Source organism: Pandoraea faecigallinarum (assembly GCF_001029105.3).
GTDB classification, from domain to species: domain Bacteria; phylum Pseudomonadota; class Gammaproteobacteria; order Burkholderiales; family Burkholderiaceae; genus Pandoraea; species Pandoraea faecigallinarum.
The window spans coordinates 5,223,753-5,241,671 of sequence record NZ_CP011807.3; the positions used below are offsets into that span (position 1 = coordinate 5,223,753).

The window sequence follows — 17,919 nt, forward strand, 5'->3', positions numbered from 1 at the left end:
CACCGGACATCGGCAGAGCTGTTTCCTGCCAACGTGAACGACGGCCGACGCCGGGTCTTGTCCGATGAGCCGGACGAACAGCCCAGCGCTATCCTCGTCGCCCCTCGGACGCGACTCCCATACTACCCCTTGCGCAGGGCCTGCATCAGATAACGCGCCGGATCGATGGCGTCGGCCAGATCGCTGCCGATGGGCCACGGTTCGCCCTCGATCTGGCTGGCGACAAGCTCCGCGCACAATGACGCGAAAACCAGTCCTCGCGACCCGAACGCAAAACTGGCGTAAAGCCCATCCAGCCGCGGGAGATCCCGCAGATGAGCGCCGGTCACACGCCGCCGCTGCGGCTCGATGGCCACCCGATCCGGCAATTGCCCGGCCATCGGCAAACGATCCGGGAGCAGCGCCCGGAAGGCGGTGCGCCCGCCCAGCTCGCCGGCGGCGTGTTCGCGAGCGAGCCCATTGTCGCCAAGGGTTTCGGCGTGGGCCGGCAACAGTGCGGCCAGCCGTCGCAAATTGGCCTGATGATCGGCCGTCCGCACTTCCTCGCCCGGGTCGTCGAAACCGTACGTGGCGCCCGTGATCGGGCCTGTGCCTCCCAGCGGTGACGGCGCGACGTAGCCATCGCCGCACACGGGCACGCGCAGGTCCGGCAAGACATCCGGCGGCAGGAAGGTCAACTGACCCCGCACGCGTTTGACCGGCAAGAACGCTGGCGCGAGATATGGCGACAGCAGCCGTTGCGAGACGTCGGCCGCCGTCACGATAGCGACGTCCGCGTCGGCGAGCACACGGCCCGTCTCGTCGAATGCCGTCCAACGGCCGGCGGCGCGACGCGCCAACCGCCCGACACTTACGCCGTACCGAGCGTCCAGAGACGACCCCGCCGCCACCAATTCCGCGCGGCACAGCATTGCCGGCGCGAGCCAGCCGCCCTCCGGATACCAGATGCCACCGTGCGTCAGCGTTTGCCCGGCAAGCGCCGACGCTTGCGCCACATCGACCCACTTCGCATACGATTCCGGATACCCATGCCTATCCATGAGCTGTCGCAGGGCATGCGATTCCTCATCGGTCATGGCGACCTGAAGCAGCCCGTCGGCATGTCCCGGCAAGCCGCCCGGCAACGTGCGCCATTGCGCAAGTGCGTAGAGAAAACCGGCGCGTGTCAGACGCGACAGCACGTTATCGTCCGCCGAAAGCTGCGGATGGAAGACGCCCGCGGGATTGCCCGACGCGGCGGCCCCTGGTGCTTGCGCCCGCTCGAAAAGGCGCACGCGCCAACCGCGCGCGACGAGGCGTCGCGCCATGGCTGCCCCGGCCATCCCGGCGCCGACGACGATCGCCTCGCGCGCCCGCGGGGGTGGCACGCCGGGCGGATCGTAGCGTCGCATGCGGTATGGCGGCGCGTAGGGGCCGGCCAGCATCGAGCGCTTCGGGCCATAGCCGTGATGACGCACGACCTGAAAGCCGGCGGCGATCAGATCGCGTCTGACCTGCCCCACGGCGGTGTAGGTTGCCAGCGTTGCGCCGTCACGCGCCAATCGCCCGAGTGCCTTGAAGATATCCGGGGTCCAGATGTCGGGATTCCTCGCTGGCGAGAAGCCGTCGAGATAGAACGCGTCTGCGCCCGCGCGCAGCGATCCCAGCATATCCAGTGCGTCGCCGAATCCCACGCTCAGGATCACACCGGGGGCGAGTTCGAGCCGGTGCCAACCGGCCACGGGTGCCGGCCAGACGTCGCATAGCCGCTGTACCAGCGGGGCGAGTTCCGCCATGCCGGGTTGCACGAGCATGGGTTCGAGCATGCGGCGCATGTCGAGGGGGCGAAACGGATGCTTCTCCACCGAAACGAAATGCAGCCTCGCGGGCCGCTGCGCGTCGTCGCGCCACGCCGCCCACGTTGCGAGGAAGTTCAGGCCGAGACCGAAACCGGTTTCGACGATGACGAACTGGTCCCGGCCCCGCCAGCGCTCCGGCAGCCCATTGCCGCCGAGAAAGACATAGCGCGCCTGACCGAGCGGGCCGCCCATGCTGTGATAGACGTCCTCGAACGTTTCCGAATAGGGCGTGCCGTCTTCGGTCGTCGACGGTTGCGCCGGGATAATGGGGCCGCTGCCCGTACGACGGCTCATTCGGCGCCTCGCTCTTCCGTCACGATTTCAATGAGCCCCGGCAGCGACACGACTCCCAGCCATTGCCCGCCGACGCCTGTCACCGGCACCCAGTCGGCGTGCATCTTTCCGACGGCGCGCAGTGCGCTCACCAGCGCCATGTCGCCATCGAGCGCCTTGTACGCGGTGACGACCTGCGTCCATAGTTCGGGCTTGCCGGTCGCCTGACGTTGCCACCAGCTTGCGGCGTCGAGCGTGCCGAGCAGACGGCCGTCCTCGGCGCGTACGACGAGGTTTCGATAACCGGTGCTCACGAATCGCTCGCCAATGGCGTCCGAACTGTCGGCGGCGCTCACCACCGCGTCGTTGTCGACTGCCAGCGACGATAGCCGCATCTCGCTGCCCTCGCCCGTCATCGACAGCCAGCGCCCGGCGACCCGATTGCGACGCAGCGACTTGGCGTAGACCGAATCGGCGCGGATCGTATGCGCGGTGAGATATGCAGTGACGCAAGCCAGCATGAGCGGCAGGACGACCTGATAACTCAGCGTCATTTCGAAAATCATCAGAATCGACATCAGCGGCGCGTACGTCGTGGCCGCAAGAAACGCCCCCATGCCGACGACGGCATAGCTGCTCGCCACCGACGCCGTGGCGGGCGCGACCGCGTTCATCGCCAGCCCGTAGAGGCTGCCGAGCGCGGCGCCGACGAAGAGCGTCGGCGTGAAGACACCGCCCACGGCGCCGGAACCGGCAGACGAGGCGGTCGCGAGAACCTTGAAGGCCAGCACCATCGCGAGGGCCTGCCATGCCCAGTGCGTGTGCAGAATCGAGTTCACCACGCTGTAGCCGTTGCCCCATACCTGCGGCACTTGCAACGACAGTACGCCGACGATGAGCCCGCCAAGCGCGAGACGCAGGAACAGCGGCACCGGCAACGCACCGAAGCGCGCTTTGGCCGTATCGAGCAAACGCAGGAACAGGGGGGCGAGCACGCCCGCCAGCACGCCGAGGCCAACGTAGAAGAAGACCTCCCAGCCAGAGACGAAGTCGAAGCGCGGCATCTGGTAGACCGCCTCGTAACCGAGGAACTGCCGGATGACGATGTTCGCGATGACCGATGCAACCACCAGCGGCCCGAGCGTTGCCGTCGAAATCGAGCCGTAGACGATCTCGGAGATGAACAACGCGCCCGCAATCGGCGCGTTGTAGGCGGACGTGATACCGGCCGTTGCGCCGCAGGCCACCAGCAGACGAAGGCGCTCGGGCGGGAACGCCAGAATGCGTCCGACGAGCGACGCGAACATCGCCGCGAGCTGCACCATCGGCCCTTCCCGGCCAATCGACGCCCCGGACGCCACTGAGCACAGCGACGACAGACTTTTCACAAGCGTTTGCCGCAGGCTGAGCACGCCCGTGCCGATGGCGATCGCTTCCATATAGTCCTCCGCGCCTTTCTTGGGCACCCACAGCGTGGCGTACTGGAGGATAAGCCCGGCGACGAGGCCTCCGGCGGTGGGCAGCAGCAGACGCTGCCACCAGTCGTAGTTCTGTGCGAGTTCGACCATGCCGCTGCGATGTCCGGCGAGGAGGAACTGCAAACCCGAGAGCGCTTCGCGAAACGCCACGGTCGCCAACGCCCCCAGCAGCCCGACGATGCCGGCGAGCAGCAGCGTGATTTGCAGGGTGTTCGGTGCGAACTGACGCCGCACCCATACAACGACGGGCAATTTGGCCCAGGCGGACACTGCTGACACGGATAAGGGACTGATTTGTTGTCGTGGTGGGCCTCATGGTATCGACCGACGCCTTTTTTTGAAAGCCGACCGGCCGACGGCCAATGTGGCGCTCAAAACCTGAGGAATGCTCAGATAACCGATTTTCCTACCGTGATTTTCCCGGACGACGCCTTAGCGACATGAAGCGACGGTTTTTTTACCGGCGAGTCGTGATGGGTTTGGTCGAGCCAGGCCAGCGTCGCGAATTGCGTCGCCGCGCGCTTTCCCGTGTCCGAAAGTGAACAATGCTCAGATAAAGCACTTTTGGAGATGTTCAAACCGGGGATTTCGGGCGCCTCGCCGAGCGGCATCCCGACGCGACGTATTCCGCCCCTTCGTTTCCTCGGGATTTTTTCGGACCGACGGATTTGGCGGACGGGCGAGAGATGCAGAGGACAGACGTCTGGCGACGCCGGGAGCGGTCAAGCACTTGGTTTCGACGACTCGTCGACACGGCTGGTCACATTGCAGTCGGTGAAATAGAATGGCGCGCAATCGAATTGGAAACGAAGCGTAATACCCGAATGGCAGTTAGCAAAAAGGCCGCACAAAAAACGCCCGTGCGTCTGGAAGATCAATTGGGCTTCGCGTTGTATTCGGCTTCGCTGGCGATGACCAAAGCGCACAAGCCGATGCTCGACAGACTCGGTCTGACCTACTCGCAATACCTCGCGATGGTCGTGCTCTGGGAGCAGGACGACATCGCCGTCAATCAATTGGGCGCACGTCTCGGACTCGATTCCGGCACATTGACGCCGTTGCTCAAACGACTGGAAACAATGGGACTTTTGACGCGCCGTCGCGGTGAAGAGGACGAACGTCAGGTGTTCATCGACCTCACGCCACGCGGCGTGAATCTGCGCCGCGAAGCGCGTCAGGTGCCTGCACAGATTCAGGCGGCGACCGGCCAGTCGGACGCCGCACAGAAGACGCTGCGCAACCTCCTCCTGCAACTTCGAGACACGCTCAACGAGGTCTGAGAAAACGAAACGCGCGCCTCCTCGCGGAAAAAGCGCGCGTCATTCAGTTGCGCACGATCCAATGCGCACTCCCATGCGCAAATGGCGAAATCTCACTGTGCCGGCACGAGCATCTCCATGCCGTCGATCTTCTCCACGGTGTAACCGGCATCCCGCCAGGCATCCAGTCCGCCGAGCAGCGGGCGGACCTCGGCAAACCCCTGCTGACGCAGTTGCTGCGCCAGTCTGGCGGCCGTCACCTCATTGGGGCATGCGCAAAACACCACGATCCGGCGATCTCGCGGTACATCGCGCAACTTGTCGGCAATGTCGTCCGGTTCGATGGCCAGCGCACCGGGAATCGTGAACGGATCCACCGCGCGGCGCGCGGCGGAGCGCACGTCGATCACGACCGGCGTGACGTCGTCCTTCATCCAGGCTTCGAGCGTCTGTACACCGATACGGGCCATGCGCAGCGAGCGCAGCAGCCGGTAGCGGTTCAGCCAGCGATTGAGCAGGTACAGCGCGAAGACCAGCACCACCAGCCACAGTACGCCGCGTCCAAGCGTGTCGAAGGCGTCGAGCACGGCAACGATGTGCGATGCGAAGCCCACGCCCAGTGCTACGGCCACACCGGACCAGAGCACCGCGCCGATCGCGTCGTACAGCACAAAGGTGCGCCAGGGCACGCCAAGCGCGCCGGCCATCGGCACCGATAGCGCTGAGAGTCCCGGCACGAAGCGGGCGAACATCAGCACCCGCACGCCATGACGTCCGATGGCGCCTTCGGTGCGGCTCACGCAGGTATCTGGCGAGATCGACAGGCGGCACATGAGGCGCAGGATGTGATGGCCATATCGGCGTCCGGCGAGGAACCAGAGCGCGTCGCCGAGCAAGGCGGCGACGACCGCCAGCGCGACGATGAGCAACGGCGGGAACAACGACGTCGACGCCGTGACGATGAGCGTGGGATAGGCGGGCAACGGCAGCCCCAGCGCTTGTCCGAAGATATTCAGAAAGACGAGCCAGAGCCCGAAACGGGCGATCAGATCGAACAACATGCCGGGTACCTGGTAGGCGGATGTGGGCGGGCAAAGATGGCGGAGCGGACGAACCGGAACCACAACGCCATTGCGCGCGATACCGCATGTTAGCGCCCGCCCGAGACGGCCAGAAGCCGCGAAGCCGAAAAGTACTGTTGCTTTTCTGGAACGATGGCAGCCACCACGCGGCAACAGGCGTCGCCCGGCGCTCGCGATCGAGCCGGTCCAGCCCTGCCGTCAATGTCCCATCGAAGCCGAAGCGCCCTTTTTCGGCTTCGTCAGCCAGACCAGCACCGCCATGGCGAGAAAGACGTAACCCGACAAATGGAAGATGTCGTTCGTCGCCAGCATGAAGGACTGCCGGGTGACAAGGTCGTTGAGCATGCCGAGATCGGCGCCGCTTTGGGGGCTCAGTCCCAGTGCCTGACGCAATTGTTCGAGATAGCTCGTTGTGGTGTCCGAGTACGGCGTGACGTACTCCGCAAGCCGCGCATGGTGGTAAATCGCGCGGTCCTCCCACATCGTCGTGCTCACCGCCGTGCCGATGGCGCCGGACAGCGTACGGAAGAAGTTCGACAGGCCCGAGGCGGCTGCCAGACGCTCATCCGAAATGCTCGACAGGGTGATGGTCGTGACCGGCACGAAGAAGCAGGCGATGCCGATCCCCTGCACGAGTCGCGGTTCGATGACCTTGGCGAACGAGAGATTCAGTGCGAAATGCGAATTCCAGAACGACACGCCCGCGAAGACGAAGAACGCGAACGACGCCACCGCGCGCAGATTCAGACGGTTCATGTTCTGTCCGATGATCGGCGAGAGGACCAGCGCGAGCAAGCCGACCGGCGCCGTGGCGAGACCCGCCTTGCCCGCCGTGTAGTCCATCACCGTCTGCAACCAGAGCGGAAAGATGACGACCGACGCGAAAAACGTCATGAAGCCGAACGAGATCACGACCACGCCGAGCGCGAAGTTGCGATCCTTGAACAGCGACAGGTCGACGATCGGCTTGTCGGACGTCAGCTCCCACAGAATCAGGAACGACAGACAGACCGCCGCTGTTATCGCGAGCGTGACGATCAGGCTGTTGTTGAACCAGTCGCGGTCCTTGCCGAGGTCGAGCATCATCTGCAACGACCCGACGCCCACCGCCAGCAATGCGAGTCCGATTACGTCGATGGGCAGCTTCTGCGTCTTTGTCTCGTGTCCGCGCAGCAGGATGAGGCACGACACGGCCGAAAACACGCCGACCGGCGCGTTGATGTAGAAGATCCATGGCCACGTATAGTTGTCGGTGATCCATCCGCCGATCACGGGGCCGAAGATCGGCGCGACGATGACGGTCATCGCCCACAAGCCGAGCGCGAGGCCGCGCTTCTTTTCTGGAAAGCTGCGCAAGAGAATGGTCTGCGAGAGTGGCACCATCGGGCCGGACACCAGCCCTTGCAGCAGACGGAAGACGACGAGCGACTCCATGTTGGGCGCCAGTCCGCAAAGCATAGACGCAATCGTGAAGGCCGTCACCGACATGACGAACAGCTTCGCTTCACCGACGCGCCGCGCGAGCCAGCCGGTCAGCGGAACGGCGATGGCCGCGGCCACCGCGTACGAGCTGATGACCCAAGTGCCCTGGCTGTTCGAGACGCCCAGACTACCGGCGATGGTCGGTACCGCTACGTTTGCGATGGACGTGTCGAGCACCTCCATGAACGTGCCCAGTGCCAGGCCGATGGTGAGGATGGCCAGCCGTCCTCCGGTGAGCGGCGCGCCCTGCGGTTCTGCAGCCGGGGCGGCGGAGTTTGCCGTGGCAGCGTCTGCCATGTGATGCGTCTCCCTGAAATGACGGCCGCCTCGCACAGCCCTTTGGGGCGATGCGCTCCGAGGCCGCGCGTTCGAAGTCTTCCCCGGATGGTGCCGCACATCCGGCGTGCTGTGCGACGCAGGTTTGGAAGCGGGTCTCTAATTTGTCAGCATGCACGGTTCATAACCTTGCCACTTCGCTCGATTTTCGTGAATCACGCGTCCCGTAAGGGTTTGCGGACGGCGCAACTCCTGCCGCCCGCCCCCTTCGCCATTGTTCGTTCGACGCCGCCGACTGCCGGACGTTTTTGCCCCTTGACGCCGTAGGGGCGGCGGGATTGAATCGCCGGTAGCGCTCGACGTTTGCGATGTCACGCCGCCGTTTCGCGGACGCTGTCGTCACGTCGTCGTTGTCTTGCAGGCTCAAATAAAAAAGTATTCTCGTCCCTTGCCGATCCGCGATCCGGCGAGAGCGAAATCACAGGATAAGCCCATGCAGCCAGGTAGCGTCGTCCCTCTTCATTACAGCGAGTTCCTTGTCCTGCTTTCCTTCGTGATATCGGCGCTGGGGGCCTATGTTGCGTTGGTGGCTGCGTCGCGTATCCGTGACGACGACGGCCGGATCAGTCCCGGCTATGTCACGGTGTCCGCGCTGGCGCTCGGGGGTATCGGCATCTGGGGGATGCACTTCATCGGCATGGCGGCGCAGCGCATGCCATTCCCTGTCTCCTATTCACTGTGGCCGACGCTCGGCAGCCTCGTGCTCGCGGTGATCGTCTCCGGCCTTGCGCTGTGGTACGTCGCGCGTGCACCGTACCGCAACGCGTTGCAGTGTTCGATGGGAGGCGTGGGCGCGGGGTTGGGCGTCGCGGGCATGCATTATCTGGGCATGAGCGCGGTGCGCACGCAGGCATATTTCGTGTGGGATACGACGATCATCGCGTTATCGGTACTGATCGCCATCGTGGCGGCAAGTGTGGCTCTGTGGCTCGCGTTCCATCTGGAGACGAGCCTGCAACGCGCGCTGGCGGCGCTGGTGATGGCGGTTGCCGTTTGCGGCATGCATTACACGGGCATGCGGGCGGGCACGATCATTTGCACGGCCGAGACGCGCGCGCAGGTCAGTCTGCGGCTGCAAGGCGACACGCTGCCATACGGCGTGTTCGTGATCGCGTCTGTCGTGCTGCTGGCAATGGCAGTGCTGTTGTACCGCACCTCACGCAGACGCCGGGAACGGATGGCGGCGCGGCTCGACGCGCTCATGCGTCAGCGCGCGGGGCATGTCTGAGCGCCCGGTGGGCGCGTGGCTAACCCGGTATTGCAGTGTCCCATGTAAAACGCCGGTCCCTCTCGCAAAGGACCGGCGTTTTGTTTGAATGGCGTCTTGCGACGCCGCACGATATTCAGTGCAGGATAGGGCTACCTCCGACGGGCATGACATCGCCTGTTTCGATCAAATCGACGATATCGAACGGTTCCGTGTTGAGCTCACGCGATGCACCGGGCTGGCCGGCATACCACCTAACCATCGCCATGTGACCCAGCACACGGATCACGATGCCCACGGCACCACGCGGCACGGCGATGTGATTGGATTTGACGATCGATCCGACTTGCACTTGAGCCTCCTGCGAATGACGAGAAACCGACGCGCCGACCGGCCGGCCGGCGTATCGTCATCCGACTATACCGTATTGCGTTGCTGGCATTGCCGATTTCTCGGCCGAGGTCTCGAAAAAGCCGTCGGTGCCGTCGGGCTGCCCGCCCTGATGTTTCGCAAGCAAGCGATAGTGCGGGCCGCGCGGTGTTCGCACCGAATGCACGAGGACATAACCGTCGCAATGCCAGACCAGCGGGTGAGGATGCGGATCCGAGGGCGCCCTGCGGGCGTGGCGATGAGGCTATCGGGAACGCTGGGGGCGCCCGCCCAGACGATCTTGCGATCGGACCAGTAACCGAGATGATCGAGCGTCAGCGTGAAAGGTTCGAGCGGCGTGCGTTGCATGAGCGCAAGCAGCACGGGCAGACGCGCGGGGTCGACCTCGTCGAGAAATGCGAGCGTCAGATGCAGGGTCTGGGCGCGAAGCACGCGTCCGCCGCATTCTTCGTGAGCCGAGCGGGCCCAGTCGTGAAGTTGCGCGCGCACGCCCGGCCCCGGCCACAGAGCCAGGAAGAGTCGCATGAGAACACCAGAGGGAGTGGAGCCTGCGGATGATTCTCATAGTAGACGGGGGAACAGGCGAATGCCAGCCGGGCAAACGGCAGTGGATCGCCGCGCAATGTTCCGCCATGGCGAGGGAACCGCCCGTCGAAGGCGCATACGTCGCCGGGGTGAGGCCCTCTTGCTCGACGCAACGGCATCGTGCCATTGCGAAACACGACGCCGCCGCACGCACCGGTGCAGGCGGCGCCCGCGCCGGCAGATCAGTTCGTCGAAATACCCGGCGTGATGCCGCGACGATTGCGCCGCGGCGAATCGGCGGGTTTTTCCTCCGGCTTCGCCTGTACCGGCGGGCGCATGATGCTGTTCCAGTTGTTCTGGATCGCGGCGTCGGTCGTGTCGCGGGATACGGCGCGCGAGATGTCGGCCGACGGGTTGAATGTCGATGCGTTTCCTGCCGTTGCAGCGCCGGTCGTACTGCCAGCACCATTTGCGCCATTCGCGGTGTTCTGCGCATGAGCGTGGGGCGGCGCCACGAGCGCCGCGGCGAGCGCGGTGGGCAGCAGCGTCCACAGTGATTTGCGCAGCGGCGAAGCGTGACGGGCGGGCGAAGCGCGGCGGACAGTCGAATCGTGGGCCATCGGGAATCTCGTGCGGGCAGACGGACGAGTCCGGTGTCGCCTCGCAGGAAGGACGCCGCTCTACGTCTGCCGTATTGTGAATGTCGCGAACGTTGTTATGGAATCAGTAGCTGCCCGGCGGCGGCTTCCAGCCCGGGGGCGGAGGCGGCGGCGGTGCATAGCGCTGAACCGGTTGCGACGACACCATATCGCCGCGAACAGGAACGCGATTGCCGGAGGCGTACATGCACTGAACGTAGGCCTGATCATAACGGCTTTGCGTAAGGTATGCAGACGTCTGCGCGTTTCCGGCACCCACTGCACCGCCCGCGAGCAGGCCCGCACCCACGCCGATAGCGGCACCCGACCCGCCGCCGATCGCGGCACCGGCGGCGGCACCGAGTGCGGTGCCGAGCACAGCGCTGCCGATGGCGCTGTTGTTGGCGGCGACGGTGGCATCGGTGCCGCCGTTTTGTCCCGACGCGTATTGACGACAGTTGAAGTCGTCCTGACGGAACTGATCGAAGGATTTGCCGGTGCCGGGTAGCGCCATGAGACTCGGGCCGGTCGGCATCACGACGCAGCCGGCGAGCGTGGATGCGGCTAGAACGGCAGCAATGGGAGCGAGCAGACGCGGCACGTGCCGCCGACGTGTCGGCTGCCCGGGCAGGACGGCATCGGACGTGCGGGTATCGGGCGATTGGGGCGATTCGAATGACATCACGTGTCTCCGGCTCAGTTCGACGCCGGTTGCGCGGGCACTTCGCGCCATCCGGCAGGACACGTTTTCACGTAGGGATAGTACGCGCCGGCCTTGTCGCAGTAGTACCAGGTGTCGCCGTTCGCCGCGGGGCCGCCGTTTTGCGCGCCGGGTTGCGGCTGCTCGACGTACTGCTGCGGCTGGCTCGGGACGACGACGAGCGGCGGCGCGTAATACGGCGCAGGCACGGCATAGGGATAGGCGTAGGGGTAGGGGTAATAGCCGGGGCCGACCCAGACGCGCACGCCGCCATGCCAGGCGAAGGCGCTGCTGCTGACCATGGCAGCGGCCACGGCGACGAAGCCGAGAACAACAGGAAGACGTTTCACGACACGGACCTCGAAGAACGAGCGTCGGGCGCAGTGGGTTCTGCCACGCTGCCACGCTGCCCGGGAACTGACGCCTCAGAGTCTAGGCGTGTCGTGCCTGCCGGGCAATTACGATCCCTGTTAGAAGTGTTTCAAAGCATTACCCTTCGCGCCGCCACCCGTCGGCAATCCGGAATTTCCTTGTTTTCTGCCCGGCCTCGCTCATGCCGTTTGTGTCGCTGGCACGCACGCGAATTACGCGTGCCGGTGGTGTCGCTACACGCGGTTACACATGGCGTCGGCATCTTAAGATCCGCTTAAGCTTCGCTTCGCATACTGGGTTCGTCATTGGCAGCCACCGCATCACTCGCATCATCGGCATCCTTCGTGCCGCTCACAGAGGCAAATCATGAACCAGCAGGAATTGCAGACACTTCAGGTCTTTCTGGCGCAACTCACGCAGGCCCAGGCAGGCGTCAAGGACGAGCAGGCGGAGGCATTGATTGCCGACGCCGTTCGTCGCCAGCCGGACGCGGCGTATCTACTCGTGCAGCGCGCATTGCTGCTCGATCACGCATTGGCATCGGCGCGCGCGCAGATTGCCACGCTGCAATCGCAATTGCAGGCGGCGCAGGGCGGCGCTCACGCCTCGTTCCTCGGCGGTGGAAATGTCTGGGGTAACGCTGGGAATGCCGGGAATGCGGGAAGTACGGCGGGGTATGACGTCGGTCAGGGAGCCGCACCCGGCTCGTATACGACGCAGACGCAAGCGCCGGTGCAGGCACCAGCGCCGGCGCCGGCGCAGCCGAGCGGGCAACCTGCCGCATCGGCACAACGCTCGGGATGGTTCGGCGATGGAGCACGCAACACGCTCGGCAGCATCGCCACGACGGCCGCTGGCGTGGCCGGCGGCGCTTTCCTGTTCCAGGGCATCGAGAGCCTGTTTCACCGTAACAGCGGCGCCGGGTTCGGAGGGGGTGGCGGATTAGGCAGCGGCATGATGCCGTCCGAGACGATCATCAACAACACGATCTACGAGGACGGAAACGGAAACGGAAGCGCAAATGGCGGTGGAAGCGGCAACAATTTCCTCAACACGTCGAACGACGATGTCTCGAATCTCGACGACGGCTTGATGAACGCCGGCGATTACGACGGCAATTACGACGGCAATTACGACGGCAATTACGACGGCAATTACGACGGCAATTACGACGACGATTCGAATTACCTCTGATGAAAAATTCGCGGGCGCGGTGGTTGCGCTCGCGGCTTTGGCCGGATCGCTATGTCTCGCTATTTTTACCGTTATTTGCCGATGCAGAACCGGCTGAAGATCACCCCGAGCAAATCGTCCGAAGTGAACTCGCCGGTGATCGTGCTGAGCTGTTCCTGCGCGAGACGCAGTTCTTCTGCAAAGAGATCGAGCGCATTGGCATTCCGCCGCGCATGCGCGTGCGCCATCTCGATGTGATCGCGTGCGGCACGCAGTGCCGACAAGTGGCGCTCGCGCGCGAGAAACACGCCTTCGTTGCCGGCTTGCCACCCGGCGATCTTCAGCAGTTCGGCACGCAGGAAATCGATGCCCTGCCCGCCCTTCGCCGAGAGGCGAACCCCGAGAGGCGCCGCCCCTTCCTTCGGCAGTACCGTTGCGGGCTCACCCGCCAGATCGGTCTTGTTGTAGACGCGCACGATGGGCACGTGTTTCGGCAACTGCGTCGCGATGATCTCGTCTTCCGGTGTCATGCCGGTGCGCGCGTCGAGCAGATGCAGCACCGCGTCCGCCTTCGCAATTTCGCTCCAGCTGCGTTCGATACCGATGCGCTCGACTTCGTCTTCCGTCTCTCGCAAGCCCGCCGTATCGATGATATGCAGCGGAATGCCGTCGATCTGAATCGTTTGCTGCACCTTGTCGCGCGTGGTCCCCGCAATCGGCGTGACGATGGCGAGTTCGGCACCCGCCAGGGCATTGAGCAACGACGACTTGCCGACGTTCGGTTGCCCCGCCAATACCACGTTGATCCCCTCGCGCAGCAGCGCGCCCTGACGCGCTTGCGACAGCACGTGCGCCAGCTGCGTGCGAATGCGTTCGAGTTGCCCGAACGCATCGGCCGCCTCGAGAAAGTCGATTTCCTCTTCCGGGAAGTCGAGCGTCGCTTCCACGAGCATGCGCAGATGAATCACCAGATCCACCAGCGAATGAATCTCGCGCGAAAAGGCGCCCTCCAGCGAACGACTCGCCGAACGCGCCGCCGCTTCGGTGCTCGCCTCGATCAGGTCGGCCACCGCCTCGGCCTGCGCCAGATCGAGCTTGTCGTTCAGAAAGGCGCGATGCGTGAATTCCCCCGGCTGCGCAAGCCGCACGCCCAGCGCCGCGCCCTCGTCGATACACCGCTGCAACAGCAGTTGCAGCACGATGGGGCCGCCGTGACCTTGCAGTTCGAGTACGTCCTCACCGGTGTACGAGTTCGGGCCGGGGAAGTACAGAGCGATGCCGCGATCCAGCGCTTCGCCGGCGCCGTCGAGAAACGGCAGATACGACGCGTGGCGCGGCTTGAGCGGCTGACCGACGAGACGCGCGATGACACGTTGCACGGCGTCGCCGCGGTGCTTGCCGAAGGACACGCGCACCACGCCGATGCCGCCGCGTCCGGGGGCAGTGGCGATGGCAGCGATCGGGACGGTCGCGACCGTAATGGGGGCAGTGACGCTCATGGAACGATTCGTTGAAAAACAGGGGCTTATTTTGACATGCACCAAACAAAACCGCCCGCGAGAGACTCGCGGGCGGCTGTGTCGGTCAGACGGCGGGACGTGAATCGTCAGGCCGCCTTTTCTTTCTTCTTGGTACCCAGCATCCGGTTGATGGACCACTGCTGCGCGATCGACAACGTGTTGTTGACCACGTAGTACAGCACCAGACCCGACGGCAGGAAGAGGAACATGACCGAGAAGATCAGCGGCATGAACATCATCATCTTGGCCTGCATCGGATCCGGCGGCGTCGGGTTCAGCTTGGTCTGAATGAACATCGACACGGCCATCAGCACCGGCAGGATGTAATACGGATCCTGCGTCGAGAGGTCATGAATCCAGCCCAGCCACGGCGCGCCGCGCATTTCCACCGACGAGAGCAGCACCCAGTACAGCGCAATGAACACCGGAATCTGAATCACGATCGGGATACAGCCGCCGAACGGATTGACCTTCTCGGTCTTGTAAAGCTCCATGAGCGCGGCGTTCATCTTCTGCGGATCGCTCTTGTAGCGTTCGCGAAGTGCCTGCATGCGCGGCGTGATTTCCTTCATGCGCGCCATCGACTTGTAGCTCGCGGCCGACAGCGGGAAGAACACCAGCTTGATGATGACGGTCACGGCGATGATCGCCCAACCCCAGTTACCGATCAGCGCGTGCAGCTTCGAGAGCAGCCAGAACAGCGGCTTGGCCAGAATCGTGAAGTAACCGTAGTCCTTCGTCAGTTCCAGGCCCGGCGCGATCTGCTCGAGCATGTGCTCTTCCTGCGGGCCCGCGAACAGACGCGCATCGACCGTCTCGCTGCCATTTGCGGGAATGCTCGCGAGCGGCTCCTTCACGCCGACACGGTACAGGCCGTTGTCCAGCTTGCCGATGTAGTTCTCGCGCGTGGCGCCTTCCTTCGGAATCCAGGCCGTGGCGAAGTAATGCTGCACCATGCCGATCCAGCCATCGCTCGACTGCTTGACGTACTTCGCCTTGTCCTTGTCGATGTCGCTGAAGGTGATCTTCTGGAATTTCTCGTCGCTGCTGTAGACCGTCGGGCCCGTGAACGTGTGCGAGAACTTTGCGCCGCTGATCTCGCGACCGTCACGCACCAGTTCCATGTACAGCGTGGGCTTGATGGCGGCGTCGGTCTTGTTGACGATCGTGTTGGACACGTCGATCACGTAGCTGCCGCGATGGAACGTATAGGCGCGCACCAACTGCAAGCCGCCCTTGACCGGCGATTCGAACTTCACGGTCAGCGTGTCACCCGTCATCGTGGTCGGGCCCGGCACTTGCGTGAAGATGTCGTTGTGGTTCGGGAAGTCGCCACCGATCAGACCCGTACGAGCGAAGTACTGTTGACTCGGGGTGTTGTCGAACAGCACGACGTGCTTGTCGGCCTCGTCGGCGTCCGGCCACTTCGTGAGCGCGAGAAACGACAGCGTGCCGCCTTGCGTGCTGATGTCGGCTTCGTAGACGTCGGTCGTGATACGGACCTTCTGCGCGGCGGTGGCAGGCGCGTTACCCGGGGCGTTGCCCGCGGCCGCCGCGGCGTTGGCGGATTGCGGCAGGTCGTTGGCAGGCGTCCGGTTGTTACCCGTGGCGGCTGGTGCGGAGGCTTCGGGCGTCGGGAAGAACAGCGACGAATGGCCATTGGCGCGTTGCCAGTTGTCGAAAAGCATCACGACAGACAGCGCGAAAATGACCCAGAGTACGGTGCGTTTGATGTCCATGCGGTAACTCGTGGTGGACGAAACTCAGGAATGGCCCGGCGCGCGGCGCGTAACTGCCGATGCGGCCGCGGGCCCGGACGAGACCGTCCGCTTGGCTCGCGACGCGTCGCTTGCGGCGGCCTTGTCGGCGCTATCGGCGTTCTGGTCGGGAGCGTTACAGACGTGTCGAGCCGGCGGTACGGGATCGAAACCGCCGGGGTGAAACGGGTGACAGCGGCATAGACGCCTGGCCGCGAGATAAGTGCCGTAACCGGCACCGTGCTCGACGATGGCCTCGCGCGCGTAGTCGGAGCAACTCGGATGAAAGCGGCAACGGTTCCCCAGCCAGGGACTGATCACCAGCTTGTAACCGCGCAGGAGCAACAACAGCACGCTTCGCATCTCGATTCCGCCTGTCAGTCCGGCCGAGTTGGCCGGGTGGGCGGCGCATGCCCGGGGTCGGGCGCTACCGTGTGGGGACTAACTACCTTGCGTCTTGTCTTCGGACGCGCGGCGCTTGCGGGCAGCCTTTTCGGCTGCGTCGAAGAGCTGCGCAAACTCGGTCTGGCACAGTGTGTTCAGCACTGGCGCGGCCGCTGCCGTATACGTCCCCTTGTCGAAACGCCGGGTCAGTCGCAGTACGAAGTCCCAGCCGGCGAGCGTGGCACGACGCTGGCGGAACATCTCGCGAGCCTGACGCTTGATCAGATTGCGAGTGACCGCACGCGGAGCATGCTTCTTACCGACGACAATGCCGATGCGGCCTTCTTGAGGCGTGGCATCGGCAGGGGTGTCCGGCGCGGCTTCGCGCCAGCGCATATACAACACGAAGTGCGCGGTACGACGCAGGGGGCGCAAACTAAAAACGGATGAAAACTCATCCGTTTTGAGAAGTCGCGCGGCTTTGGGAAACCCCAGTGCCGGGACTTCGCGCCTTGCGGACTTAACGCGCAAACCGCAGTACGACCGAGAACCGCGATTAGACGGCCAGGCGCTTACGGCCCTTGGCGCGACGAGCGGCGATGACCTTGCGGCCGCCACGGGTCTTCATGCGAACCAGGAAACCATGGGTGCGCTTGCGGCGCGTCACGGAAGGCTGAAAAGTACGTTTCATGATGCACTCACTGTGTGAAAAAATTCCCGCGCAGCAGCATCGTAAAACGCCACAAGGACACCGCGAAAACCTGCAAATTCAAGGACTTTCACGCGTGACCCAGCCGTCGGGAGTTGGATAGGAATCCGGTTATCTTTCTAACGAACCCGCTATTTAATCGGCTTTTCCGTTGTGTGTCAATAGGTTAGCCATCGTCCCCAATGCGCCCGTGCGCCATCGGCGCCGACGTTGTCGCGGATCCGCCACCGAATAGCGTCGTGGCTGTGGATAATGGCCGGAGTTGCCCGCGCCTTCACTTTTGCCAGTGGATAAATGGGAAGACGTCAAGATATTTCGGCTCTCGCGGCAAATCATCGCAACTGCCGGGCATTTGCGCAGCTATCGCGCGAAGTCAGGCGGGTTAACGCGGTGCGTCCGCCCGGAGATGCGCGTGCTGTGGGCATTCCTGTGGATAACTCGCTTTGCCGACGCTTTGGCGGTAAAATCCCCCATCAATTTTTTTCCCAGCAGAGTACCGGTGACGTCGCCATGTGGATAGCGCGCCGGGTTTTGTCGTCTGCGCGCGCCGGGCAACCGGCCGCACGCGCGAGACCAGACCCGAGGGCTGCGCCGTGGTTCGTCGGGTGCCGGACATCTGCAATGCGCCGCCGGTCCGACTCGACCTCGGCCGGTGAACCGTCCCGACCTGTTCGCGGACGGTTCACCGGCTTGGTTTGGCACGTTTCGTCCCCATATTCGATGTATCGGATGGTGGGTGGCAAATGTGCCGGACGAAGGAGTCGGATGGGCCCCGCGCCACCTGGACACACGCTGC

18 protein-coding genes are annotated in these 17,919 nt (G+C 64.0%); 3 read left to right on the forward strand and 15 right to left on the reverse strand.

The window, feature by feature from the left end; all coding sequences use genetic code 11:
• Nucleotides 1-122: 122 nt before the first annotated feature.
• The 3 genes from mnmC to AB870_RS26535 all read right to left on the reverse strand — a co-directional run bounded on the left by mnmC (nucleotide 123) and on the right by AB870_RS26535 (nucleotide 4,200).
• Nucleotides 123-2,132, reverse strand: a complete 2,010-nt coding sequence (gene mnmC / locus AB870_RS22960) for a bifunctional tRNA (5-methylaminomethyl-2-thiouridine)(34)-methyltransferase MnmC2/FAD-dependent 5-carboxymethylaminomethyl-2-thiouridine(34) oxidoreductase MnmC1 (RefSeq protein ID WP_047906424.1) — start codon at nucleotides 2,130-2,132, stop codon at nucleotides 123-125.
• Nucleotides 2,129-3,841, reverse strand: a complete 1,713-nt coding sequence (locus AB870_RS22965; protein WP_047908593.1) for a ClcB-like voltage-gated chloride channel protein — start codon at nucleotides 3,839-3,841, stop codon at nucleotides 2,129-2,131. Before AB870_RS22965 ends, mnmC begins: the two co-directional genes overlap by 4 nt.
• 137 nt (nucleotides 3,842-3,978) lie before the next feature.
• Complete coding sequence (locus tag AB870_RS26535; RefSeq protein ID WP_157112412.1) at nucleotides 3,979-4,200, reverse strand: hypothetical protein; 222 nt, start codon at nucleotides 4,198-4,200, stop codon at nucleotides 3,979-3,981.
• 213 nt (nucleotides 4,201-4,413) lie between these two features.
• Between AB870_RS26535 and AB870_RS22970 the strand changes: the two genes are divergently transcribed.
• On the forward strand, nucleotides 4,414-4,869 hold the full coding sequence (locus AB870_RS22970) for a MarR family winged helix-turn-helix transcriptional regulator (RefSeq protein ID WP_047906425.1): 456 nt from the start codon (nucleotides 4,414-4,416) through the stop codon (nucleotides 4,867-4,869).
• A 92-nt stretch (nucleotides 4,870-4,961) separates the two neighbouring features.
• Here AB870_RS22970 and AB870_RS22975 read toward each other — a convergent pair whose 3' ends face one another.
• On the reverse strand, nucleotides 4,962-5,909 hold the full coding sequence (locus tag AB870_RS22975; RefSeq protein ID WP_047906426.1) for a DedA family protein/thiosulfate sulfurtransferase GlpE: 948 nt from the start codon (nucleotides 5,907-5,909) through the stop codon (nucleotides 4,962-4,964).
• A 219-nt stretch (nucleotides 5,910-6,128) separates the two neighbouring features.
• On the reverse strand, nucleotides 6,129-7,709 hold the full coding sequence (locus tag AB870_RS22980; protein WP_047906427.1) for a DHA2 family efflux MFS transporter permease subunit: 1,581 nt from the start codon (nucleotides 7,707-7,709) through the stop codon (nucleotides 6,129-6,131).
• A gap of 472 nt (nucleotides 7,710-8,181) precedes the next feature.
• On the opposite strand from AB870_RS22980, the gene AB870_RS22985 reads away from it, so the two are divergent.
• The gene (locus tag AB870_RS22985; protein WP_047906428.1) at nucleotides 8,182-8,976 is read left to right on the forward strand and encodes an MHYT domain-containing protein; all 795 of its coding nucleotides are present in this window, start codon (nucleotides 8,182-8,184) and stop codon (nucleotides 8,974-8,976) included.
• A gap of 115 nt (nucleotides 8,977-9,091) precedes the next feature.
• Here AB870_RS22985 and AB870_RS22990 read toward each other — a convergent pair whose 3' ends face one another.
• The 5 genes from AB870_RS22990 to AB870_RS23010 form a co-directional block, all read right to left on the reverse strand.
• On the reverse strand, nucleotides 9,092-9,307 hold the full coding sequence (locus AB870_RS22990; RefSeq protein ID WP_047906429.1) for a hypothetical protein: 216 nt from the start codon (nucleotides 9,305-9,307) through the stop codon (nucleotides 9,092-9,094).
• Between the two features lie 65 nt (nucleotides 9,308-9,372).
• Entirely contained in the window at nucleotides 9,373-9,870 is a 498-nt protein-coding gene (locus AB870_RS22995; RefSeq protein ID WP_053059501.1) for a 2'-5' RNA ligase family protein, read from the reverse strand.
• 242 nt (nucleotides 9,871-10,112) lie between these two features.
• Complete coding sequence (locus AB870_RS23000) at nucleotides 10,113-10,490, reverse strand: hypothetical protein (RefSeq protein WP_047906430.1); 378 nt, start codon at nucleotides 10,488-10,490, stop codon at nucleotides 10,113-10,115.
• A gap of 103 nt (nucleotides 10,491-10,593) precedes the next feature.
• Nucleotides 10,594-11,043, reverse strand: coding sequence for a hypothetical protein (locus AB870_RS23005; protein ID WP_237170161.1), 450 nt, complete (start codon nucleotides 11,041-11,043; stop codon nucleotides 10,594-10,596).
• Nucleotides 11,044-11,204: 161 nt separating this feature from the next.
• Nucleotides 11,205-11,558, reverse strand: coding sequence for a hypothetical protein (locus AB870_RS23010; RefSeq protein ID WP_047906431.1), 354 nt, complete (start codon nucleotides 11,556-11,558; stop codon nucleotides 11,205-11,207).
• A gap of 388 nt (nucleotides 11,559-11,946) precedes the next feature.
• On the opposite strand from AB870_RS23010, the gene AB870_RS23015 reads away from it, so the two are divergent.
• Nucleotides 11,947-12,774: a DUF2076 domain-containing protein gene (locus tag AB870_RS23015; protein WP_064674896.1), complete on the forward strand. Its 828-nt coding sequence runs from the start codon at nucleotides 11,947-11,949 to the stop codon at nucleotides 12,772-12,774.
• 71 nt (nucleotides 12,775-12,845) lie between these two features.
• On the opposite strand, the gene mnmE is transcribed toward AB870_RS23015, so the two are convergent.
• The 5 genes from mnmE to rpmH all read right to left on the reverse strand — a co-directional run bounded on the left by mnmE (nucleotide 12,846) and on the right by rpmH (nucleotide 17,105).
• Nucleotides 12,846-14,252 carry a tRNA uridine-5-carboxymethylaminomethyl(34) synthesis GTPase MnmE gene (gene mnmE, locus AB870_RS23020; protein ID WP_047906432.1) on the reverse strand — a complete coding sequence of 469 codons (1,407 nt, stop codon included), beginning with the start codon at nucleotides 14,250-14,252 and terminating at the stop codon, nucleotides 12,846-12,848.
• Between the two features lie 107 nt (nucleotides 14,253-14,359).
• Nucleotides 14,360-16,012, reverse strand: a complete 1,653-nt coding sequence (gene yidC / locus AB870_RS23025; RefSeq protein ID WP_047906433.1) for a membrane protein insertase YidC — start codon at nucleotides 16,010-16,012, stop codon at nucleotides 14,360-14,362.
• A gap of 24 nt (nucleotides 16,013-16,036) precedes the next feature.
• The gene (gene yidD, locus AB870_RS23030) at nucleotides 16,037-16,393 is read right to left on the reverse strand and encodes a membrane protein insertion efficiency factor YidD (RefSeq protein WP_047906434.1); all 357 of its coding nucleotides are present in this window, start codon (nucleotides 16,391-16,393) and stop codon (nucleotides 16,037-16,039) included.
• A 78-nt stretch (nucleotides 16,394-16,471) separates the two neighbouring features.
• Nucleotides 16,472-17,032, reverse strand: a complete 561-nt coding sequence (rnpA, locus tag AB870_RS23035) for a ribonuclease P protein component (protein WP_418303978.1) — start codon at nucleotides 17,030-17,032, stop codon at nucleotides 16,472-16,474.
• On the reverse strand, nucleotides 16,971-17,105 hold the full coding sequence (gene rpmH / locus AB870_RS23040) for a 50S ribosomal protein L34 (protein WP_010806664.1): 135 nt from the start codon (nucleotides 17,103-17,105) through the stop codon (nucleotides 16,971-16,973). Before rpmH ends, rnpA begins: the two co-directional genes overlap by 62 nt.
• Nucleotides 17,106-17,919: the final 814 nt, after the last annotated feature.